We start from the raw sequence: 20,331 nt of genomic DNA on the forward strand, positions 1-20,331 counted from the left end.
CAGTCGGGCAAGGTGATTCGCGAAAGGCAAAATAGGCTCTGAATGTTAATAAATGCATAAGCTTTAGCAATGTTCCGACGATTTCCGTTTGCGACTGAAGATTGCTGCCGGCCAATCTCCTCTTGGGCGCGCTGAACAGCGCTCGATCGAAGGAGACTCTCTACCATGAAGACCATGCTCAAGATCGGCCGTTACTCCGAGACGACCGCTCTGGCGGTCGTCGGTACCGCAGCCGCGGCCGTCCTGATGGCTCATCCTGCTTTCGCCGGGGCAGATGCCACGTTTAATACCGCCCTCGCAAAATTCACCGGCTTCCTCGAAGGTTCGGGCGGCAAGATCATCACCGTTCTGTCGCTCGCTGGCGGTGTCGTGGGTCTCGCTTCGGGCCGCTTCTCGCTCGGCCAGGTTGCGATCCCGGTCGGTGTAGGCGTCGGTGCCGGTACCGGCATTCCGATCGTCACCTCGACCGTCACCGCCACCATCTGACCCGACCCGGTGCCGGCGTTGATAGCAGCTTCGCCGGCACCGTCTTTGAAGGTGGCGTGATGTCAGCCGATAAGTACGTGATCCCATCGCACCTCGACGACCCTGAGCTGATCGGGTTCTGGACGCTCGACGAGTTCCTCGCGATGGTCATCCCCTTCACATGGGGAATCCTGTCCCAACACATCGTCATCGGGATCGGCCTGGCCGTCCTGGGTTGGTGGGCTCTTCGACGGGCCAAGGCGGGGCGGGCTACTTCGTGGCTGATCCATCTGGCGTATTGGCATCTTCCAGGCGGCTTTCCGTCGCTTCGCGCCACGCCACCTTCCTACCTCCGACTGATGGTGGGCTGACATGGATTTTTCCTACCAGCACGCGCAAAGCCAGCGCGTCCTTCGCCAGCGTAATGTCCTCGGTATAGCCGCACTGGTTCTTGCCGGTTTTGTTGCGCTCCTGCTCCTGATGTCGGCGACACGTAGCCGCGAAATCGTGCTGCAGCCGGTTCTCGGCTCGCCGGTCACGCTGTCCACAACTGGCGTCTCTCGCGAATATCTCGAGCTTATCACCCGCGATACTGCCGTGCTCACGCTCAACCGCACGCCGAGTAGCCTCGACTATTGGATGAAGTCCGTCCTCGCAATCGTGTCGCCCAAGTCTCAGGGCAAGATCAAGGCAGACCTCCTCAAGATCGTTGATGAGCAGCGCGGCTCCAGCATGTCGCAGTATTTTACGCTCGAGGGCATGGAGATCGACCCCAAGGCGCTCCAGTCCCCCGAACTCCTTTGCGAGCGCCAAGGTTATCGTCGGCGTCGATGCCGCGGCCGGCGTCAACAGTCAGACCGATCCGCTCCCGGTCGTGCTGCGCGTCACCGGCCCTGCGCGTTCGGTGCTGCAGAACGGCAAGCTGCTGACCACCAAGATCCAAGGCTGCCTCATTAACGGCGCTGCCCGCGGCGAGCTGTCCAGCGAGAAGGTCTATGTGAAGCTGCAGAAGATGACCTGCCCGCAACCGGGCGGTCGCTACGCGGTATCCGAGGTCAAAGGCTTCATCGCGTTCGGCGGCAAGACCGGTGTTCGCGGTCGTGTCGTCAGCCGCGAAGGATCGCTAGTCAGCCAGGCCTTCATTGCCGGCCTCGTCGGCGGGATCGGCAAAGGCTTCGCTGCCAACTCGAACTCCTTCCTTCAGGGTACCAACGTCCAGGTCAACGGCAAGCGCCAGCAACTAGGCCTCGGTGACATCGCACAGGGTGGCGTCGGCAACGGCGTTGGCGAGGCCGGCGACATGGTCTCGAAATACCTGATCGAGCGTGCCGAGCAGTACCAACCGGTCATCGAAATGCCGACCGGCGTCGACGTCGAAATCGTCTTCCTGGAGGGTGTTTATGTTCGGAACTGATAGCAGCGCCGACAAGCGCCTGACTGCGGGGCGGGTGTTGGTTCTCCTTCTGATCGTCGCGGCGTTCACCGCTGCCGCAATCGGTGCGAAAGCCGCCTATGCCGCGCTTCGTCCGGCCGACGCATCGGTGATCGCTCTTTTGAAGGCCCGCCTGCCCAAGACGCAGGTCAGCAAGGTCGATTGCGCTGTCGTCGATGGCCTTTGCGAAGTGACGGCCGGCAACAACCTGTTCTACGTCGATCGCTCGGGGCGCTACCTCGTCATCGGTCGGGTCTACGACATGGAGACCCGTCAGGATCTGACCGCGACCCGACTTCTCGAGATCAATCCCGACACGCTGATCGGCGGTGCTGCCAAAGCCAACAATGCAGCCGACAGCGGTGAAGCCCCGATCGCCAAGGTGGTCGGTGCCGGTACGCAGCCCACGGCGCCGGCGACGCCATCGCGTATCTCGCTCGACGGTCTCCCCAAGGATGGCGCGATCGTCTGGGGCAACCAGTCGGGCAAGACGGTCACGGTCTTCAGCGACTTCCGCTGTGGCTATTGCCGGGCTCTGTCGAACACGTTGCGGTCGATGAACGTACGTGTCGTCGAACGGCCGATCTCGGTACTAGGAAGCCGCGACCTCGCCAATCAGGTGTATTGCGCCAAGAACCGCGAGACCGCCCTCCATCAGGCTTATGCCGGCGAGCCTCTTCGCAACGCCGCCACCTGCGACACGTCGGGCCTGGACGCCAATGAGCGCTTCGCTCGCTCGCACGGGCTGAACGGCACACCCGTCATCGTCCGCGCCGATGGCGCGATGATCGAGGGCTATCGTCCCAAGGAGGCGCTCGCCTCCTTCATCGCTGGAGGCCGGTCGTAATGCGCATAAAACTTGGGGCGCTCGCGCTCATCCTAGGGGGCACGGGCCTCGTCAGCTGCACCACGATGGGCGGCAACATCAAGGGTAGCTTCTCTTGCGTGGCGCCTGACGGGATCTGCGCGCCCAGCTCGACGATCGACGATCGCGCGCTGGCTATGATCGCTGGCGAGGACGGCGATCGCATGATTACGCCTGCCGGTCCCTACAGCGCGCCGCAAAGCGCAGGCCGTGGCTTCGATACAGCGGCCGCTACGCCTGCGCGTAGCCAGGAGCGCGTGCTGCGCATCGTTTTCCCGGCGCAGATCGATGGTGCCGGCCGCCTGCACGAGCAGACCGCAGTCCATGCCGTCGTCGAGCGCGGCGAATGGCAGCGCGCGCTGGCTAGCAACGCTGTCGCGACGACCCCGGCACAGGTCCAAGCTGCAACGGGCGGCGACACGCTGCTTGCGGCCGTCGACCGTGCCGATCCCCCCGTCATGATGGAGGATTCCTCCGTTGCTGATCCGGACATGCCGAGCGCGGCAGCTGTTGCCGCAGCACGGGTCCAGGCCGATCCGGTTGGTGACATCAAGGACCAGGTCGCGCGTCGCCTCTCGAAGATGCCGCGCCGCCTTTCAGTGTCACCCTCTGCTCTCCGAACTCCCACCGCTTTGACCTATGGCTCGAAGCAAGCGGCCCCCACGACAAACACGCCGGTCGCGGTTGGCACGACCACCAACGCCAAGCCTCTCCCGTCACACGCGCCTGTCCGCCCGGCCGTCACGTCCACCTCGGCACTCACGGTGCCGAAGTATGCAACCCCGGCTGGTCGCACCGCGATCGCTGCTGTCGGCGCCAACCCTGCCATCCGTGCAGGTCTTGCTCGCGCCGAACCTGAAGCGCGGGAGGCGGCAAAGAGTGCGAACCCGCTGCCGGTGCTGCGCGCGTCCTCGTTCCCCGGAGTTGTCCAGTGAGCATCTTCAAAGGCCTGCTTGCCACGCTCCTCGGCGACTCCGCCAAGCCTGAGAACGGCCGTCCGGACTCGGCTGTCCCGCGGTTTGTGCATTGGCTGCCCTACCGTAGCTATGATCCGAAGACACAAATTTACTACAACAGCGCCTCGCGCGGGTTCTTCCTCGAGGCGACGCCTATGATCGGCGCAACCGAGCAAAGCCACGAGATGCTGGCCCAGCTGCTGTCTGAGGGCATTCCCACGCCGGGTGCCCTGCAGGTGCATGGCTGGATGAGTCCGCGGATCAGCGAGAAGCTCTCGCAGTGGTACATGCCGCGCTATTCGGCATCGGGCATTTACGAGCGGATGGCGCGGCACCGCACCGAGTATTTGATGGGCGGCGTTTGGAACTCGTTGTCGGCATCAGCTCCCTTTTGCCTGCGCAATCACCGCCTCGGCCTGTCCTACTCGACCCCGGAATCGAGCCGCGTCTCGAACGAGGAAATTACTTCGGTCATGGAGGGGCTGATCTCGGCGCTGGAGTCGCTCGGCGTCCATGCGCGGGCCGTCGACCCAAAGGGCCTCATCTCGTGGATCGATGACATCACCTCGCCGACGATGGCGCCCGGTGACGACACGATTACCTACAATCCGTTCGACCCGATTGCTGACCAAGCGGTGCGCCACGATCTGGAAATGAAGATCGAGCCGGACCGCATTCTGCTGCGCACCGAGCGCTTTCGTCCGACCGGCAAGACCGTTGAGAACGCGCCCGAGATTGGCGAGATTTATCCAGACACGTTCGACGTGCGCTCATTCTCGGTACGCAACCTGCCGCAGCGCTGGGCGCCGTGGGACATGGCCAAACTGATCGGCGACATGTTCGCCGACAACCTCAGCAAGGGCGTCTGAGTGAAGCGCGTCGCTTTCTCTTTGCTACTAAGCGTCCTGGCGGGCGCCACCAGCGGCGTCGTCGCACAGACGACGATCGAGGAAGCACGCAAGCAGGGCGCTGATCTTGGAAAGTCGATGCGTGCTGACGAAAGCCTTGGCCCGAACGATGCCAAGCTCGCGCAGCTGCCGGGATATGGCGGCACCGATCTGGCAGAGAAGGTCTATTTCGACGATCCCGACCGGCTGGTGGTCGATGGTGGCTCGAAGGCTGGCACCGACGAGGCGTTCGGCACGGTGACCGATCGCGCACGCACGCGGGCGACCTTCAGCAATGCCGAGATCCTGGCGGCGACCTCGCGCGGCACCGCGATCGAGAAGGACCCTGACACCTATCTGGGCGGTCAAATCCTTGGCGGTGCTGAGGGAACATGCACTGCCCTTCCTCCTTCCGTCGGCTCAAAGGGCTATTACGAGGCTACCTGCAACAAGGGGTCGAAAGTTACGGACACGGTCGAGGCCTGCCGCGGAAACCTCGTGCCGACCGTCGTCAACACCGCGCGCTGGTTCTACTACGGCGTTCTCGACAAAAACGAGGGCTACGGGTTCGCCAAAAACAGCGTCATGCAGGCGAAGGTCAATGCCGGCGTTTGCCGGGCAGAACCGGTCTCCAAGCACATCTGCGACGCGCAGATCGATCTTGGCGGTGGCGCTAACGACGTCGAAGGTTACCGCAAATACTGCAAGAAGAATGTCAGCGGCACGGCGCAGCTGTATTCCTGCAATGCCGAATTGTCGGCCGCTGAGATCGCCAGCCACCACAACTTTGCGACTGGTACGGCCTATCTGAAGAAGGAAGGGACGCTCAGCGTTACCGTCGCCCGCAACGAAGGCACCTGCCCGGCGCTGGCGGCCGACACGACCTGCGTTCCGCAAGCCGCCGAAGTCTGCACCGAAGGCCCTGAAACCCGGATTATCGACGGTGTGCCGGTGACGCAGGCGTGCTGGGCGTGGTCGCGCTCCTTCACCTGTCAGCGCCTCACGCCGGCCAGCGATTGCAGCGCGCTCGACGACAACAAGCTGTGCAAATTCCTACGTGACGAGTGCCTCGACGATCCGCAAAGCGGCGCCTGCAAGGTACCTAAGAAACATATCCAGCGCACCGAGGGTAATGCCGCCAACAATCATCGCAAAAACGATGCGTTGAATGACCCTCGCGGTCCCTGTGTCAGCTCTAGGTGAACTCTCGTCATCCCATTCGCGGCCATGATCGAAATTGTTCTGCCAGTACCCGATGCCTCGGCCAGGAGCCGAGTCAGTATCGAAAATGATGGGTTGGCTAGGATCAATTTGCATGGCGCACCTCACCCATAAAGGTAGAGCGACATGAACATCTTGGCAACGCAGGATCAGCGGCAATTTTTGGTCACGCAGCACCGCCCACCGGCGCTGAATGACATGCCGGGAAGCCTTATCTTCAGTCTCTCGTGGCTGCTTGTGATGGCGATCGGGCTAGTGCCCCTGGCCGAGGCATCGTTGGCACGTTCGCCATCAATCACGATGCCAACGACGATCGCATTCTTCGTCGCTGTTGGAAGCGCAGTCCTGTTGCGACGTCGCTACTCGTGGATTGGGCTTATGCTCCACATCTTCGGGCAGATTGCCACTTGGCTGTCGTTATTCGTCATGTCGCTCGCAATCGTGCTCATAGCGATCCCGCACGGGTGATCCGTTGGGTTTTATCATCGGCGATAGCGCTGCCCTAGGGACTGCGGATGCGCTGGTCGCGCAAGGCATCTGCTGCGCCGTTAATGCCCGCGTCGGTGCCCCGCCGGAGTTAGGCATTCTGTTGCGGGCGTCATGATCGGGAAGCGGCTGCAAAATGGCATTCACCGCTAACAGCGGGTGTCAGTTAACACTTATATCTACGAATCTGCTGCCGCGAAGCGTGGTATTTGGCTGAAGCTGAAAACCCGAGGACGCGCACCCCGATATCCGTATTGCGCGCCCAAGGATCAAACGAGCTGATTATTCCGCCGCGGCTTCTTCTGTTTTGCGCTTACGAGGTGTGGGAGCGGGCTTGGTATCGGCGTTTGCAGTGTTGGTCTGACCCGGCTTGCGGCCTAATCCGATCTTCTTGGCCATTGCACGGCGACTTTCCGAATACGTCGCAGCGACCATGGGATAATCGGCCTTGAGTCCATACCGTTCACGATATTCCGCTGGCGTCATACCGTTGGTCGAGAGGTGGCGGCGCAACGTCTTGTACGGCTTGCCGTCGATCATGCTGATAATGACATCAGGGTTCGCAAGCGACTTACGGGCAGTGACGGCGGGGGTGTATTCTTTGACCTCTGCCTCGGGCGTAGCCGGATCTAGATTGCCACCGACAAGCGACGAAACAGTGTCATACATTTTCCCGAGGAAGGCGGGTACATCGTCGGCCGAGGTGCGGGTATTTGGGTTGGTCAGCCAAGCAATCGTCAACTCAGTTGCAAGTTCGACTGGATTTGGTGCGTATGCGTCATCGGCCATTTTAAATCTCCATTCAGGGGAGGCCCGTTATCCAACTGCTCCGTGGTTTTCAACCTGGTCACCGCCAGATCGTTGAGTTGGCTGGTTTAGTTAGTGAATTGAGGCAGGAAGGCTGACATCAAACTGTTTGTCACTCGATTTCTGGCAGTATCGCAAACCGCTATGCCGAAACCCCGCGTGCATTGTCGATCGGTCTGTGCGCAGAGGAACTGTCACCAACGGACTCAGCACCTTGAGACGAATGAGGCGAAACGGCCGGAATAGCGCGAGATATCCGCCTTCTATCGCTTGAGAACGTGAACCTGCGTTACGATCGCATGGCCGCGGCATCGGCACCCGGTACACCGGAGGCGAGTGACCGCCGCTGCGACGGTGCCATCCAGGCGGAATTGTGCCAGGATTCTCTCAGCAGGGACGTTTATCGTTCGGCCGCACGCACACACGATCCGCATGTCGGCGCGCGCTACAGCCCATTCGCCGAGGGTCCTAAAGTCCGATTGATTGCGCACTAGCATCCGGCGCTCACGACGGTGTCATTTCCTCGTAACAACCGGCGCGACGGAGCTGGCGAACGATCCCGTTAAACGCCGCTGTGACGCCCTGGGCGCGACCGATCTCGTTCGTCTGCGATCCAGAGTCCCAGTAGAGAGCCAACGGCCATTTCTCGGGGCAATGCGGCAGCAGGCATCTGAGCGCCAGCCTGATCTCTGGAACATCGACGCGGGCTTCGGAACAGCGCGACACACCACAGCGCAGAATATGTACGGAGAGCGCAATTACGACGCGCTGATGCCTTGGCAGCGTGGACACGGGATTAATGGAAGTCATGCGACTTGAACCGCACGACCTCCTCCGGATCCATGCCTTCAGCGTGCGGTGGCCAGTAGCTGTTGCGCGGCTCCGGCTTCCAGCCCTTGTCGCCGCGATCGGGCGACCCCGGATGCTGACCGGCATCGCCGCGGCCCGTACGGTGCGGGAACGACATGTCGCCCACCCGGTGGAGCAGGTCGCCGTGGTCGATGATCCGGTCGCAGATCACATGGATGATCTCGCCTTCCTTCTGGATCCTCCCTTTAAGGCCGACCATCGAGGCGGACATGATCGTACGGCGCTGCGCCTCAAAGCGATCAGGCCAGAGGATGCCGTTGGCGATCCCGGTCTCATCCTCGATCGTGATGAAGAGCACGCCCTTGGCAGATCCCGGCTTCTGGCGGACCAGAACAATGCCGGCGACCTCGACATGGCGGCCGTCGCGGATGTTGACGAGGTCGCCGCATTTGATGACGCCGCGCCTGACCAACTCGTTACGCACGAACGTCAGCGGGTGGGCGCGAAGCGACAACTGCAGCGCGCGGTAGTCCTCGATCACCTCACGGCCATCAGTCAGCGCCCGCAACGCGACGTCCGGTTCCATCCCTTCGGCGCTGAAGGTCTCGGCCAAACGGTCGGCAGCAGCAAACAGAGGTAGCGGCGCGTCACCAAGACCCCTCACCTTCCAGAGACCCTGCCGGCGATCGACGCTGAAGCCGTGGAAGGCGTCGCCATCGGCCAGCTTCTCGATCGCAGCGCGCTGGACGCCCGATCGCCGCCAAACATCCTCGACGCTTTCGAAGGCGGTAAGCTCGCGTGCACCGACGATCTTTGCGCCATCTGCGTTTGACAGCCCGCGGATCTGTCGCAGCCCGAGCCGCACAGCGAGATAGCGTCCGCCGTTCTTCTCCAGCGTACAGTCCCACCGGCTCGCGTTGACGCATGGCGGTCGAACCTCGACGCCGTGCGCGCGCGCATCGCCGACGATCTGTGCTGGCGCGTAGAAACCCATCGGCTGCGCGTTCATCAGGCTCGCGCAGAACACGTCCGGGTGATGATGCTTCATCCACGACGATGCGTAGGAAATCTTGGCAAAGGAGGCGGCATGGCTTTCCGGGAAGCCGTAGGAACCGAATCCCTCGAGCTGGCGGAACGTGCGCTCGGCGAAATCGCGCGGGTATCCACGCTCGACCATGCCCTCGACCAGCTTCTCCGAGAAATGGGATACCCCGCCCGTAACCTTGAAGGTCGCCATGGCACGGCGCAGCTGATCCGCCTCGGCCGGCGTGAATCCGGCGCCGACGATCGCGACCTTCATCGCCTGTTCCTGGAACAGCGGCACGCCGAGCGTCTTTTCCAGCACCGCACGCAGTTCAGGCCGCAGGTATTCCGGTTTCTCCAGACCCTCCCGCCTGCGCAGATACGGATGGACCATGTCGCCCTGGATCGGTCCCGGCCGTACGATCGCGACCTGAATGACCAGATCGTAGAAGCGGCGCGGTTTCATCCGCGGCAGCATGCTCATCTGCGCGCGACTCTCGATCTGGAAGGTCCCGAGCGTGTCCGCCTTCGAGATCATGGCGTAGACGTCGGGATCATCGTCCTGCAGGTCAGCAAGGCCAACGCGCAGCCCCTTGTCCGCCTCCAGCATGTTGAAGGCCCGGTTCATGCAGCCGAGCATGCCAAGACCCAGCACGTCGACCTTCATGAACTTCAGCGCGTCGATGTCGTCCTTGTCCCACTCGATGATCTGCCGGTCTTCCATCGCAGCGGGCTCGATCGGCACTAGGTCGTCGAGGCGGTCATGGGTAAGGACGAACCCGCCTGGATGCTGCGACATGTGGCGGGGCACGCCGATCAGCTTGCGCGCCAGTTCCAGCGTCAGGCGCAGACGACGATCGCCAATGTCGAGGTTCAGCTCCTCGACCTGCTTCTCGCCCACGCCATCGGCTGACCAGCCCCACACCAAACCCGCCAGCGACGACGTCAGGTCTTCAGGCAGTCCAAGCGCCTTGCCGACGTCGCGCACCGCGCCCCGCGCCCTGTAGCGCGTGACGACGGCGGTCAGCGCAGAGTGATTGCGACCATAGGTCTCGTAGATCCACTGGATGATCTCTTCGCGCCGCTCATGCTCGAAATCGACGTCGATATCGGGCGGCTCGCGACGCTCGCCACTGACGAAGCGTTCGAACAGCAGCTCGTGCTTGATCGGGTCGATCGAGGTGACGCCGAGTACGAAGCAGACGCAGGAATTGGCGGCCGAGCCGCGGCCCTGGCACAGGATGCCGCGCCGACGGGCTTCGCGCACGATCGCGTAGACGGTCAAAAAGTAAGGTGCATAACCGAGTTCGCCGATCAACCGCATCTCGTGCGTGATCTGGTCGGTATAGGCTTGCGGAACGTCGCCATCGAACATCCGCCCGACCGCATCGGTTGCCAGCTTCTGAAGCGCTTCTTGCGCCGTCAGTCCGTCGATCAGCTTCTCATGCGGGTATTGATACTGAAGCTCGCCAAGGTCGAAGGTGCAGATCCGCGAAATGTCGACGCTGGCCTGCAGCGCGTCGGGGTAGGCGCGAAAGCGCCGAACCATCTCGTCGGGTGATTTCAGCGCGCGATCGGCGTTGACCTCGCGGCGATAACCAAGCTCGTCGACGGTACATTTCTCGCGCACTGCGGTCACCACGTCCTGCAGCAGCCGTGCGTCAGGTGCGTGGTAGAGCACGTCGCCGGTCACGACGGCGCGCACGCCCGCACCGCCCGCCTGTCGAGCAAGCGCATCGATGCGGAGCGCGTCTCCCGGTCGGCGCCGCTGGAACAAGGCCATGTAGCTGCGACGACCGTAGATCGCCTTCAGGTCGGCCAAGGCGGCAAGGTTCTCCTCGTCGGCCTCATGCGGCAGCAGGATGGCGACGACGCCTTCAGACCATGGCTCGAGGTCATGCCAGTGCAGCAGGCAACCGCCCTTCCCTGCCCGCTTCTTGCCGACGGTCAGTAGCCGCGTAATCCGCGACCAGGCCGATCGATCGATCGGGTACAGCAGCAGGCGCCGGCCGCAGGACAGATCGACGCGCGTGCCGGCGATCGAGCGGACACCGGTCGCCTTCTGCGCTTCCCATGCCCGCACGACGCCGGCGACGGTGCCGATGTCGCTGACGCCGATCGATGGATAGCCAAGCACGGCCGCAGCCGCGAACAGCTCGTCGGGACTGGATGCACCCCGCAGCAGCGAGAAGTGCGTCAGCACCTGAAGCTCGACATAATGGGTCATCCAAAGACCCCGTGCATCAACCAGGACAGATCACCGGTGTCGTCCTCGAAGCCGTCACCGCGTCGGAATACCCAGTAGCGGCCGCCAGTCTCGTCCTCGACGCGGTAATAGTCGCGGACCGCCCACACTTCCGCATCGCGGCGCCACCATTCGCCGTGGACGCGCTCTGGTCCGTCGCCGGCGACGACCTTGTACGTCTTGCCGCGCCACTCGAACCGGCGCGGTGGCTGGTCGGGCATCAGCGCCATGACCCGGTGCAGAGGCTCTGGATGCGCGAAGAGACGGATCGGGCGTTGCCAGATCGGCCAGTCTCCCGGCACCACGTTCGGATCGGAACGGACAACTGCCCGCTCCGGCACATGGCTTTCGACAGGCGCGATACGGAAGACGGCGTTCCCGCCGATCCGTCCGGCGATGAGGTCAACCAGGCGCGACGGATCACGCACCAGCGTCTCACCGGCAAGAACGGCGCCAAGGTCGACCGCATCAAGCGGCTCAGTGTGCGGGGCGACCAAGCAGAATTGCTCGAGCCCCATGCCAGGGTCGATGCGCTCGATGCGCAGCTTCAGCAGCCGCAGGAGATGCGTCACTTCGCGTGTCGGCCGGGATGTGCCGACCGCCACAACCTGCTCACTGCCGTCGACACTCAGGCCGGTCAGGCGCAACGACCTTGCGCCAAGCCCCTTGGTCTGCAGCAGCTCCGCGAGGTCGCGCAGGAGGTCGCCCATGACCTGCTCGATCGCCTCGGCCGTGCTGATCGGCTCCAGCAAGCGACGCTCGACGGCCGGCACCTCCGCATCCTCGCGCGGGGTGATCGGCTCTGCCATCCCGCCCAAGGCCTGATCGAGCCGCGTTATCGCCGGTAGCCCAAGTCGCCGCGCCAGCGGCCCGCGTGCGACCGGCAGGAGATCCGCAATCCGCTCGAAGCCGAATCTCCGCGCCGCGGTCAGCGCCGTGGGCGTCAGGCGCAGCGCGGCGATCGGTAACGGGCTGAGCGCCTCGACCGTGCCACGCGGTTCGACGCGCGTCAGATCGTCCCGACCGAAGCGCGCCAATGCATGCGCGGCCCCCGGCGTGTCGGCGACCGCGACGCGCGCGGTGAAGCCTGCGCGACGGCAGAAGGCGATCAAACGACGACAGAACCGCTCTTCCCCGCCATGCAGGTGATCGCAGCCGGCGAGATCGATCCAAAGGCCGTCGGCCGGCGTCACTGCCGCAATCGGTGACCAGCGCCGGACCGCCAACAGCGCAAGGCGATCGAGTAGTGCTGCATCGGCTTCAGGTTCGACCGGACGGAAGTCGAGATCCGACACCAGCGCGCGTGCATGGGTGGCAGCCATGCCGGGGTGGATGCCGAGCGCTTGTGCACCAGTGCAGGCGTGCACAACCTCTTCGCGCCGTCCGACCTTGCCGATCAGCGCAAGCGGTGCGTGCTCAAATGGCGGCGCTACAGGCGCGATGACATGCCGGGCGGGTGCCGGAGCCTTGTACGGGTGGCTTGCCGCCTCTGATCGCCGGCCAAGCTCGCGCATGGGCGGTTTTGCATGAACTGGCAGCGCAGCGATCTGTGCCTCAACATCTCCGCGGGATTGTGTACCCTCGCGTGCCCAGCGAGCGCCAGGACGCCAACCGCCACCCCGCGGTACCGAACAGGCACCCGGATCGTCGTCGGGAGGTAGTTGAAGGGCTGGCCGTTCAGGCAGCCGCGTAGCGGGCCGTTCCAACCGTCTCAGCCGCTCGATGGCCAAGTTCGGCAGGAACAGCGAGACGACCCGTCTCATCGCTGCCCTCCACTATCAGGGAAAAGCCCTCACCGCCGCGTTGCCGCGCCAGTTCGACCGACCATCTCGCTCGTCCTACACCCGCGATTTCCAACCGCGCCGAAGGCGCGGAACCGATCCGCCAGCGCGTCCACGCGGCGGAAGGTTCGGAAAAAGGATCCTGGTCACGCCCGCGTCGACGACGAAGAAGCAGCACAGGCATGTCGGCTTCGGCCGCCACCAGCTGAAGGCGGCGAGTTGCAACCATCGATACCCTGCTCGCTTCCGCGACGATCGCCGACGGGGTGCCATCGCGAACCGCATCTTCGATGACGGCGAGCAACGCCGCGTCATCGTATGGTTGAGCGTAGATGACATCTGACGACGATAGGCCTGCCTGGGCCAAAGCCGGCGCATAGAGGTCGGTGCGGCACGTAGCCCACAAGACAGGACCGCCGGCATTGGCAGCTTCGCGCGCTGCAATGCCGGCAAGGAACAGCGTCGTTGCCGCATCGTCGACAAGCGAAGCGCTGCGCGCCGTTGCCTCGTGAAGCGCGCCCGCTCGCAACCCCCCGGCCCCAAGCCGGCCATCTATCGCGGCCACGCCGAACGGCATGATGCGGTAGTCGGCCACTGGCATCGCGATCGTACGCAGGTGCGCGATGCTGTGGGGTAAGGACTCGGAAGCGACGGATGACATACTGGCTAGACTCTACCTGTTCCCTTTATGTTCCGTCACCAACTGGTGTTGGTCAACGGGTTTATGTCGATGGTTCGGACTCTTTGCGCTTGACCGCGGCCGAGCGCGGTACGGAACGGGTGCGAAACGTATCGTAAACAGAGCAGAACGAATTCGCTTTCGTTTCGGCCGCGCCTGACTCATAGAATCGTCATGCCGATCCGACCCGAAAACCGCTGGCTCTATCCGATCGACTGGCGGCAGCTGTCGCAGACGGTCCGGTTCGATCGCGCCGGTGCCAAGTGCGAGGGATGCGGCCGGCCACATCTACGCCGCGTGGTTCATCTTGGCGACGGACGCTGGTGGGATGCCGATATTCGGTGCTGGCGGTCGGACCGCGGCAAGCGTATTTCGATGAAAGCCGGTTTCGCGCTGGCGTCGGTTCGGGTGACCTATGTCGTCCTGGCCTGCGCGCACCTTGATCACGATCCCGGCAACAGCGCGTCTTCGAACCTCAAGGCGCTCTGTCAGCGCTGCCACATGATCCACGATGCAGCCGAGCATCGCTGGCAGCGCTGGTGGAATGTCTTTCGGCTCCGCGCAATCCGTGATCTTTACGAGGATCCTCGCGTCACGCGAGAACGCATCGCCAGCCGCTAGAGATCGATGTTGCGGGCGCGCATCGCTTCGACTGCGAGATCGGCGATCGGCCCCTCCCCTCCTGTCACCTCGTAGGCTTCGGCGACATCGTGATCCGGGAGCTTATCCAGCATGAAGCGAACCGTCGCAACGCTGGCGTCGTCCAATGCGGTCTTTGTCTTGTCGTTCGCCATGGCTAAGGTCCCGCCGGTGTTTCCAACGGAGTACGAATAACATGAACGTAAGTGACCTGGCCAAGGGCGTCGCGGAAGCGACCGGTTCGAACGATGCCGATGCGAAGAAGGCGATCACGGCCGTGTTCGACCAGATCGCGGCAGCAGCCGTGAAGGGCGAGGAGGTTTCGATTCCAGGGTTCGGCAAGTTTACCGTCAAGGACCGCCCGGAGCGCGAAGGCCGTAACCCCGGCACCGGTGAGGCGATCACGATCGCGGCTTCCAAGAAGGTTGCGTTCACAGCCGCCAAGGGGCTGAAGGACAAGATGTAAGACGTGTGCGCCGGCGAGCGGTCTCGTCGGCGCCAACCCGAGGAACAGGCTCGTGTGCAACCGGTATCGTATGACCGCAAAAGAGGTCGACCTTGCGGTCACCTTCGGTATCCAACCTCCTTGTGAAAAGGATGAGGAATACCCCGCCGGTGACATCTTCCCGACCGGCAAGAAGACCCCGTTCTACGGCAAGGTGATCGTGCAGGACGGCGCCGAGCGGAAGCTCGAGCGGATGGAATGGGGCGTGCCGACGCAAGTACCCAGCGCGCGCGACCCCTCGGTCAAACTTACCAAGTACGTGACGAACGTGCGCAACCTTAACTCCGGCTTCTGGCGATCGATGCTGACGACGCCAGCGCGACGCTGTCTCGTCCCGGTCACCGCTTTTTCTGAATATGGATTAGCGCCGGGCGAAGACAGCAAGAAGCCCTTGCACTGGTTTGACGTGCCCAGCCGCCCAATCTTCGCCTTTGCAGGGATCTGGCGTCCGACCGAGCGCGACAATGCCTATGGTTTCCTGACGACCGAGCCGAACGCGATCGTGGCGCCGATCCACCCCAAGGCTATGCCGCTCATACTACATGACGAGGATTACGATCGTTGGCTGACAGCGCCCTGGGACGAACTGAAGGACTTGGTCGCGCCCTACCCATCGCAGTTGATGCGCGTTGAGGGCATGGCATCGGCGGACGCGGAGGATGCCCGATCGCCTGTGCTACTCTAGCCGTTGAACCCCGAAAAGGTAACTGACAAAGACAGAAGCGACATGGGGCGAAAGCGCCAAGACCCCGGACATCAACTGGCGCATGAGCGCGTCGTTGGAAAACGTGCCCTGCGGTGACACCGACATCGCCGAAGTGACGAACCTGGAGCGAGCCGTGCGGGATTGGGTCAGGCTGGACCCTGAACATAGGAAAGCGGCGACCTTGACCACGGATCATGCCGTTCAGCTCGAAGGGGTTTCCAGTACGACGTTCACTGGCGAAGCTATCGCGGCCCTAGCCGAGCATTTGCCGTCCACTCCAACCGTGGAGGAGTAATTACTATGGCGAAAGCCAGCGTCCGGTTCGAGCGCGGCGACGGATATTGGGTGGCCGAGCGCGATAGCATCGGCTTCACCGGCACGACCGACTTTGGTCCCGTCGAGTTTCTGATCACCAGCGAAGCGTTGGCCGAAATGCTGAACCCGGCGCTAGAGGGAATTGACCCAGAAACTGCGGTCGAGGTCTTCATCGAGTTCGAAAGCGACATTCACCGCATCGCCCAGCGTGAATTTGTGAAACGCCTTGGTGGTGAGCCACCAATCCTGCTGACGACTTCAGATGTGGCGCTTTAGCGTCGAAGCACGTTTGCGATTCAACTGGTTCAATGGTCCGGAGCGGGTTACGCTCCGGACCCACGTCGTCTCCATGCCTATTTCAGTATAAGCCGCCCTCTTCTCGCTCCTCCGCGCCTTCCTTTTGCGCTTCCTCAAGATCGTTTGGCTCTTGTTCGCCGGCGATTGGTTTATCCTCAAGGGTATCTTCTGGCCCGTTGTTGTCGTCCGGTAGTTCGTTGACGTCGGCTTCAAAACCGGGCTCTTCGGCTTGCGGGGCAGTCACCATCGTTGCTCTCCTTCATACAACCAAACGATCCAAGAAACCGCTCGGTTGCGAACCGGCGGACGATACCTGACACGCCCAGGAGGGCTCGCATTACCGCTCCTGGCAAATTCGATGATGGTATACTTTCAGACGACCGATAGCCGAATGCCTCACAAGCAAACGTTCGCAAGCTTTTCGGTCACCCAACGTCGGCTATTCATTGATGGCCCAGGCGAGGGGCTTCTATCGGCATCTTCCCTGCCCGATTGCGTATCGCCGGCGAACACGCGCCCCCGCTTTAAGCAAGCAAAACAAACTGCCCGAATTTATCCAAAAGAATCGGTAATGATGGGGATTCCGGCGGCTGATCTGGCCCCCTGCTACGTTAGACGCCAAGATAGATACATCAGCTTGACCAAAATCCTTCGGGATCACGCTGATCTGAAGTCAGAAATGCGCAATCAACGCGTCGGCTGGAACGGCGAGTGCGAGAGCAAGCTTGTCCCGGACCTGACTGCCGCTGTTAAGCCCGCGCTCGATGCTGGACAGTCCGGCAGGATTCACCCCGGCCGCTTGCGAGAGCGAAACGCGCGTCATCCCCCGGAACATTCGCCAAGCGGCGGTGGGCGAGGCCCCGCCGAGCAGTGCGTAGACGACGTCGACAGGATAACGAGTGTCTCGAGCGACCCGTACCGCCGCAAAGCAGAACTCGGTCGAAGACAGCGTTGCCTTCACCTCCCACAGATCGTCCAACTGTCGTCGGGTTATCGGTTTGACGTCGATATATTCCAAATCCACCGCTCCGTTCGGCTGCGCGGGGCTACGCGTGATAGGCTGACGAGACCGCTTCAACTTCCTTTGAATCGCCCATGACAAGCCCGACGCGCTGGTGAAGGGCGGTCGGGACGATCGACATGATCCGCATCTCCCCGTCACTCGCGGCTCCCCCGGCCTGCTCCATGAGCATGGCCATCGGGTTGCCTTCGTACATCAGGCGGAGCTTACCAACCTTGCCGGGCTTGCGTACATCGCGCGGATACAGGAACACCCCGCCTCGCTTCAGGATGCGATGGACGTCGGCAACCATCGAACCCGTCCACCGCATATTGTAGTCAACGCTAAGATTACCGTCTTCGCCTGCAACGCGGTCCTCGATGAAGCGCGCAATTTCAGGGGACCATTGCCGAGCGTTGGACGTGTTGATCGCAAATTCCCGCGTGCCGGTCGGGATGATCATGTTAGTATCAGTCATGACCCACGACCCGATTTCGCGGTCGAGCGTGAACTCGTGCACGCCCGCACCGAGTGTGAGCACAAGGATCGTCTGTGGCCCGTAGACGGCGTAACCAGCGGCGACCTGGCACTCGCCCCTCTGCAGGAAGTCCTCCTCGGTGACGTCCGCGCCGCCTACCCGTTCAGGCGCGCGCAACACGGAAAAGATCGTCCCGACCGAAAGATCGACATCGATGTTGCTCGACCCGTCGATCGGGTCAAACAGCAGCAGGTATTCCCCCTGAGGATAGCGGTTCGGAACAAGATGGATCGTTTCCATCTCCTCCGACGCCATAGCCGCAAGATGCCCGCCCCACTCGTTGGCCTCGAGCAGCATCTCGTTGGCAATGACGTCGAGCTTCTTTTGCACCTCGCCCTGGACGTTCTCGCTGCTCAGACTGCCAAGCACACCGCCAAGGGCGCCCTTGCCTATCGAATGACTGATCGCCTTGCACGACCGTGCTACGACTTCGATCAGAAGACGGAGCTGAGGCTGCAGTGTTCCAGCCTCACGCTGCTGTTCGATCAGGAACTGCGTCAGGGTCTTGCGCTTCATGTAACTACCGCCCGTTATGAAGGAGAACAGTGCGAACGTCGGGTGAGATGCTGTCGCATTGTCATACCGCGCAGTCCGCCTTTGAGCAGCATATCTACCAACCAAGGCGGGAGCGGCCGCAGACAGCCCAATGCCCCGTACTCTGAATGTCGAATTTTACTCGCGGTTCGCCATGTCCAGCATTCGCGTATTGTCACCCAAAGCAAGCGTGCTTCCATCGTCGAGTGCCTCTAACCTCGATTCAAGCGTCTCCTGCTGGCGAATTAGACCTGCCGGTAGGCGGCCCCCGAACGTTTCAAGGTAATCCCGGTTGAGCTGAGCCTCTCTAACCCAGACGGAAGGGTCAACGGACAGCAGCGCCTCGGACTCGACCGACGATAGCGTCAGTCCGGTGAGGTCAAGCGACCCAGCTTCAGGGAGCAGGCCAATCGGCGTCGACCTCGCCGTTGCCTTACCATCGATCCGTTCGGTCACCCACTTCAGCGCCCGGACATTGTCCCCAAAGCCGGGCCAGATGAACTTTCCGGTGGCGTCCTTCCGGAACCAGTTGACCATGAAGATCCTGGGCAGCCGTGCTGCATCGGATTGTGCAGCGGCGCCGATCCGCAGCCAATGAGCGAAATAGTCGGCGATGTGATATCCGCAGAACGGGAGCATCGCGAATGGATCGCGACGCAGTTCACCGACCGTGTTTTCCGCAGCAGCGGTACCCTCGGATGCAATATTTGCCGCAAGATAGACACCGTGCTCCCAGTCGAATGCCTCCGTCACGAGCGGAACCGCCGTCGCACGGCGACCGCCGAAAAGGATCGCTGAGATCGGCACGCCTTCGGGCGACTCCCATTCGGGCGCAATGGTCGGACATTGTGACGCAGGAACCGCGAAGCGAGCATTGGGATGTGCAGCCGGACTTGCGCCGGCCGGGTCGTGGGGATTGCCACGCCAGTCAGTAAGGCCTGCTGGCGGCTCCTTCGTCAGCCCTTCCCACCAGACGTCGCCATTGTCTGTAAGAGCAGTGTTTGTGAAGATGCAATTCGCACTTAGCGTGTTGATCGCGTTGCGGTTCGTGCCAGGACCAGTTCCGGGCGCGACGCCAAAGAAGCCGGCTTCGGGGTTGATGGCATACAGGCGCCCATCCTTGCCAAAACGCATCCAGGCGATGTCGTCACCGACCGTCTCGGCCTTCCAGCCGGCGATTGTCGGCTCGAGCATTGCAAGGTTCGTCTTGCCACAGGCGCTCGGGAACGCCGCAGCGATATAATGGCTGGCACCGTCCGGATTGGTCAGCTTCACGATCAGCATGTGCTCGGCGAGCCATCCTTCGTCGCGGGCCATTACGCTTGCGATCCGCAGCGCGACGCACTTCTTGCCGAGCAAGGCATTGCCGCCATAGCCGGAACCATAAGACCAGATTTCTCGGGTCTCGGGAAAGTGAACAATCCATTTGTCGTCATTGCAGGGCCAAGGAACGTCCGCGGCACCGTCGACGAGTGGTGCCCCGACGGAGTGCACGCATCGAATGAAGAACCCATCCTCGCCGAGCACGTCCAGTACCGGCGTTCCAATCCGGGTCATAACCCGCATGGAAAGTACGACGTACAGGCTGTCCGTGATCTCGACGCCGATCAGGGACTTGTCCGAACCCAACGGTCCCATGCAGAACGGCACGACATACAACGTCCGGCCACGCATGCAGCCATCAAACAGGCCGTCGAGCCGAGTCCGCATCTCCTCGGGTGGTGCCCAGTTGTTCGTAGGCCCTGCATCGCTCTGTGATTCCGAACAGATGAAAGTGCGGCTCTCGACCCGCGCGACGTCACGAGGATCGGAGCGCGCGTAAAAGGAGTTCGGTTGTAACGTAGGATTCAGCGGCGTGAGCGTACCCGCCTCAACCGCTTGGTTGGCAAACGCCTTTGCTTCGGTCTCAGAGCCATCGCACCAGTGAATGCTGTCAGGCTTGGCTCTGGACGCAATGGCGTCGACCCATGCCCGTAGCGCGCGATGCTGCGTCGGAACTTGCGGCTCAGACGCATGGGCGCTTGCAGGTTGGGTCAGCATTCCAGTTTTCCTCCCGCGAAGACCGCGCTCATTGTTGATCGAGGCGTACATTCAGGGCGCCAGTCCCACAAATATCATTATCGGAAGGACATAAGCTCCG

At 62.3% G+C, this 20,331-nt stretch carries 20 protein-coding genes and 2 pseudogenes; 13 read left to right on the forward strand and 9 right to left on the reverse strand.

The annotated features are described in order from the left end of the window. Positions 1 to 165: 165 nt before the first annotated feature. From U1737_RS08085 to U1737_RS08125, 9 genes and pseudogenes are all read left to right on the forward strand, one after another. Positions 166 to 486, forward strand: coding sequence for a TrbC/VirB2 family protein (locus U1737_RS08085; RefSeq protein ID WP_416366575.1), 321 nt, complete (start codon positions 166 to 168; stop codon positions 484 to 486). A 59-nt stretch (positions 487 to 545) separates the two neighbouring features. Then, the gene (traL, locus tag U1737_RS08090) at positions 546 to 836 is read left to right on the forward strand and encodes a type IV conjugative transfer system protein TraL (RefSeq protein ID WP_031439148.1); all 291 of its coding nucleotides are present in this window, start codon (positions 546 to 548) and stop codon (positions 834 to 836) included. Between the two features lies 1 nt (position 837). Next, positions 838 to 1,422, forward strand: a complete 585-nt coding sequence (locus U1737_RS08095) for a type IV conjugative transfer system protein TraE (RefSeq protein ID WP_332796334.1) — start codon at positions 838 to 840, stop codon at positions 1,420 to 1,422. Beyond that, positions 1,313 to 1,879: pseudogene (locus U1737_RS08100) on the forward strand (TraB/VirB10 family protein); the annotation flags it as partial. The gene U1737_RS08095 and the pseudogene U1737_RS08100, both read left to right, overlap by 110 nt. After that, entirely contained in the window at positions 1,866 to 2,744 is an 879-nt protein-coding gene (locus tag U1737_RS08105) for a DsbC family protein (RefSeq protein WP_332796335.1), read from the forward strand. The pseudogene U1737_RS08100 and the gene U1737_RS08105, both read left to right, overlap by 14 nt. After that, positions 2,744 to 3,697 carry a conjugal transfer protein TraV gene (locus U1737_RS08110; RefSeq protein ID WP_332796336.1) on the forward strand — a complete coding sequence of 318 codons (954 nt, stop codon included), beginning with the start codon at positions 2,744 to 2,746 and terminating at the stop codon, positions 3,695 to 3,697. Before U1737_RS08105 ends, U1737_RS08110 begins: the two co-directional genes overlap by 1 nt. Continuing rightward, positions 3,694 to 4,572: pseudogene (locus U1737_RS08115) on the forward strand (conjugal transfer protein TraC); the annotation flags it as partial. The gene U1737_RS08110 and the pseudogene U1737_RS08115, both read left to right, overlap by 4 nt. A gap of 15 nt (positions 4,573 to 4,587) precedes the next feature. Beyond that, the gene (gene traN, locus U1737_RS08120; RefSeq protein ID WP_332796337.1) at positions 4,588 to 5,808 is read left to right on the forward strand and encodes a conjugal transfer protein TraN; all 1,221 of its coding nucleotides are present in this window, start codon (positions 4,588 to 4,590) and stop codon (positions 5,806 to 5,808) included. A gap of 144 nt (positions 5,809 to 5,952) precedes the next feature. Next, positions 5,953 to 6,294, forward strand: coding sequence for a hypothetical protein (locus tag U1737_RS08125; protein WP_332796338.1), 342 nt, complete (start codon positions 5,953 to 5,955; stop codon positions 6,292 to 6,294). 300 nt (positions 6,295 to 6,594) lie between these two features. On the opposite strand, the gene U1737_RS08130 is transcribed toward U1737_RS08125, so the two are convergent. The 4 genes from U1737_RS08130 to U1737_RS08145 form a co-directional block, all read right to left on the reverse strand. After that, entirely contained in the window at positions 6,595 to 7,101 is a 507-nt protein-coding gene (locus tag U1737_RS08130; protein WP_332796339.1) for a Ros/MucR family transcriptional regulator, read from the reverse strand. 814 nt (positions 7,102 to 7,915) lie between these two features. After that, complete coding sequence (locus U1737_RS08135; RefSeq protein ID WP_332796340.1) at positions 7,916 to 11,179, reverse strand: error-prone DNA polymerase; 3,264 nt, start codon at positions 11,177 to 11,179, stop codon at positions 7,916 to 7,918. Beyond that, positions 11,176 to 12,711, reverse strand: coding sequence for a DUF6504 family protein (locus U1737_RS08140; RefSeq protein WP_332796341.1), 1,536 nt, complete (start codon positions 12,709 to 12,711; stop codon positions 11,176 to 11,178). The genes U1737_RS08135 and U1737_RS08140 overlap by 4 nt, the downstream gene beginning before the upstream one ends. A 163-nt stretch (positions 12,712 to 12,874) precedes the next feature. After that, a complete protein-coding gene (locus U1737_RS08145; RefSeq protein WP_332796342.1) occupies positions 12,875 to 13,579 on the reverse strand; it encodes an ImuA family protein in 705 nt (234 codons plus the stop codon). 252 nt (positions 13,580 to 13,831) lie between these two features. Here U1737_RS08145 and U1737_RS08150 point away from each other — a divergent pair, with 252 nt between their 5' ends. Further along, on the forward strand, positions 13,832 to 14,278 hold the full coding sequence (locus U1737_RS08150; protein ID WP_332796343.1) for a hypothetical protein: 447 nt from the start codon (positions 13,832 to 13,834) through the stop codon (positions 14,276 to 14,278). Here U1737_RS08150 and U1737_RS08155 read toward each other — a convergent pair. Continuing rightward, positions 14,275 to 14,451 carry a hypothetical protein gene (locus tag U1737_RS08155; RefSeq protein WP_332796344.1) on the reverse strand — a complete coding sequence of 59 codons (177 nt, stop codon included), beginning with the start codon at positions 14,449 to 14,451 and terminating at the stop codon, positions 14,275 to 14,277. The two genes, U1737_RS08150 and U1737_RS08155, sit on opposite strands and share 4 nt — an antisense overlap. Before the next feature lie 41 nt (positions 14,452 to 14,492). Between U1737_RS08155 and U1737_RS08160 the strand changes: the two genes are divergently transcribed. The 3 genes from U1737_RS08160 to U1737_RS08170 all read left to right on the forward strand — a co-directional run bounded on the left by U1737_RS08160 (position 14,493) and on the right by U1737_RS08170 (position 16,098). Next, a complete protein-coding gene (locus U1737_RS08160; protein ID WP_332796345.1) occupies positions 14,493 to 14,762 on the forward strand; it encodes an HU family DNA-binding protein in 270 nt (89 codons plus the stop codon). Between the two features lie 52 nt (positions 14,763 to 14,814). After that, entirely contained in the window at positions 14,815 to 15,486 is a 672-nt protein-coding gene (locus U1737_RS08165) for an SOS response-associated peptidase (RefSeq protein WP_332796346.1), read from the forward strand. Between the two features lie 321 nt (positions 15,487 to 15,807). Continuing rightward, positions 15,808 to 16,098, forward strand: a complete 291-nt coding sequence (locus tag U1737_RS08170) for a DUF1488 family protein (RefSeq protein ID WP_332796347.1) — start codon at positions 15,808 to 15,810, stop codon at positions 16,096 to 16,098. Between the two features lie 82 nt (positions 16,099 to 16,180). Here U1737_RS08170 and U1737_RS08175 read toward each other — a convergent pair whose 3' ends face one another. From U1737_RS08175 to U1737_RS08190, 4 genes are all read right to left on the reverse strand, one after another. Continuing rightward, a complete protein-coding gene (locus tag U1737_RS08175) occupies positions 16,181 to 16,366 on the reverse strand; it encodes a hypothetical protein (RefSeq protein WP_332796348.1) in 186 nt (61 codons plus the stop codon). A 426-nt stretch (positions 16,367 to 16,792) separates the two neighbouring features. Further along, positions 16,793 to 17,137 carry a helix-turn-helix domain-containing protein gene (locus tag U1737_RS08180; protein WP_332796349.1) on the reverse strand — a complete coding sequence of 115 codons (345 nt, stop codon included), beginning with the start codon at positions 17,135 to 17,137 and terminating at the stop codon, positions 16,793 to 16,795. Between the two features lie 28 nt (positions 17,138 to 17,165). Then, complete coding sequence (locus U1737_RS08185) at positions 17,166 to 18,173, reverse strand: class 1 fructose-bisphosphatase (protein WP_332796350.1); 1,008 nt, start codon at positions 18,171 to 18,173, stop codon at positions 17,166 to 17,168. A 156-nt stretch (positions 18,174 to 18,329) separates the two neighbouring features. Further along, positions 18,330 to 20,231 carry a phosphoenolpyruvate carboxykinase (GTP) gene (locus U1737_RS08190; protein ID WP_332796351.1) on the reverse strand — a complete coding sequence of 634 codons (1,902 nt, stop codon included), beginning with the start codon at positions 20,229 to 20,231 and terminating at the stop codon, positions 18,330 to 18,332. Positions 20,232 to 20,331: the final 100 nt, after the last annotated feature.

Source organism: Sphingomonas fucosidasi (genome assembly GCF_036663855.1).
Taxonomy (GTDB): Bacteria; Pseudomonadota; Alphaproteobacteria; order Sphingomonadales; family Sphingomonadaceae; genus Sphingomonas; species Sphingomonas faeni_B.

What these genes read in the sequence shown, in the direction of transcription:
- U1737_RS08085 (WP_416366575.1), top strand. Translation starts at nt 166, where the DNA reads ATGAAGACCATGCTCAAGATCGGCCGTTACTCCGAGACGACCGCTCTG.
- traL (WP_031439148.1), top strand. Translation starts at nt 546, where the DNA reads ATGTCAGCCGATAAGTACGTGATCCCATCGCACCTCGACGACCCTGAG.
- U1737_RS08095 (WP_332796334.1), top strand. Translation starts at nt 838, where the DNA reads ATGGATTTTTCCTACCAGCACGCGCAAAGCCAGCGCGTCCTTCGCCAG.
- U1737_RS08105 (WP_332796335.1), top strand. Translation starts at nt 1,866, where the DNA reads ATGTTCGGAACTGATAGCAGCGCCGACAAGCGCCTGACTGCGGGGCGG.
- U1737_RS08110 (WP_332796336.1), top strand. Translation starts at nt 2,744, where the DNA reads ATGCGCATAAAACTTGGGGCGCTCGCGCTCATCCTAGGGGGCACGGGC.
- U1737_RS08125 (WP_332796338.1), top strand. Translation starts at nt 5,953, where the DNA reads ATGAACATCTTGGCAACGCAGGATCAGCGGCAATTTTTGGTCACGCAG.
- U1737_RS08130 (WP_332796339.1), bottom strand. Translation starts at nt 7,101, where the DNA reads ATGGCCGATGACGCATACGCACCAAATCCAGTCGAACTTGCAACTGAG.
- U1737_RS08135 (WP_332796340.1), bottom strand. Translation starts at nt 11,179, where the DNA reads ATGACCCATTATGTCGAGCTTCAGGTGCTGACGCACTTCTCGCTGCTG.
- U1737_RS08140 (WP_332796341.1), bottom strand. Translation starts at nt 12,711, where the DNA reads ATGCGCGAGCTTGGCCGGCGATCAGAGGCGGCAAGCCACCCGTACAAG.
- U1737_RS08145 (WP_332796342.1), bottom strand. Translation starts at nt 13,579, where the DNA reads ATGCCAGTGGCCGACTACCGCATCATGCCGTTCGGCGTGGCCGCGATA.
- U1737_RS08150 (WP_332796343.1), top strand. Translation starts at nt 13,832, where the DNA reads ATGCCGATCCGACCCGAAAACCGCTGGCTCTATCCGATCGACTGGCGG.
- U1737_RS08155 (WP_332796344.1), bottom strand. Translation starts at nt 14,451, where the DNA reads ATGGCGAACGACAAGACAAAGACCGCATTGGACGACGCCAGCGTTGCG.
- U1737_RS08160 (WP_332796345.1), top strand. Translation starts at nt 14,493, where the DNA reads ATGAACGTAAGTGACCTGGCCAAGGGCGTCGCGGAAGCGACCGGTTCG.
- U1737_RS08170 (WP_332796347.1), top strand. Translation starts at nt 15,808, where the DNA reads ATGGCGAAAGCCAGCGTCCGGTTCGAGCGCGGCGACGGATATTGGGTG.
- U1737_RS08175 (WP_332796348.1), bottom strand. Translation starts at nt 16,366, where the DNA reads ATGGTGACTGCCCCGCAAGCCGAAGAGCCCGGTTTTGAAGCCGACGTC.
- U1737_RS08185 (WP_332796350.1), bottom strand. Translation starts at nt 18,173, where the DNA reads ATGAAGCGCAAGACCCTGACGCAGTTCCTGATCGAACAGCAGCGTGAG.
- U1737_RS08190 (WP_332796351.1), bottom strand. Translation starts at nt 20,231, where the DNA reads ATGCTGACCCAACCTGCAAGCGCCCATGCGTCTGAGCCGCAAGTTCCG.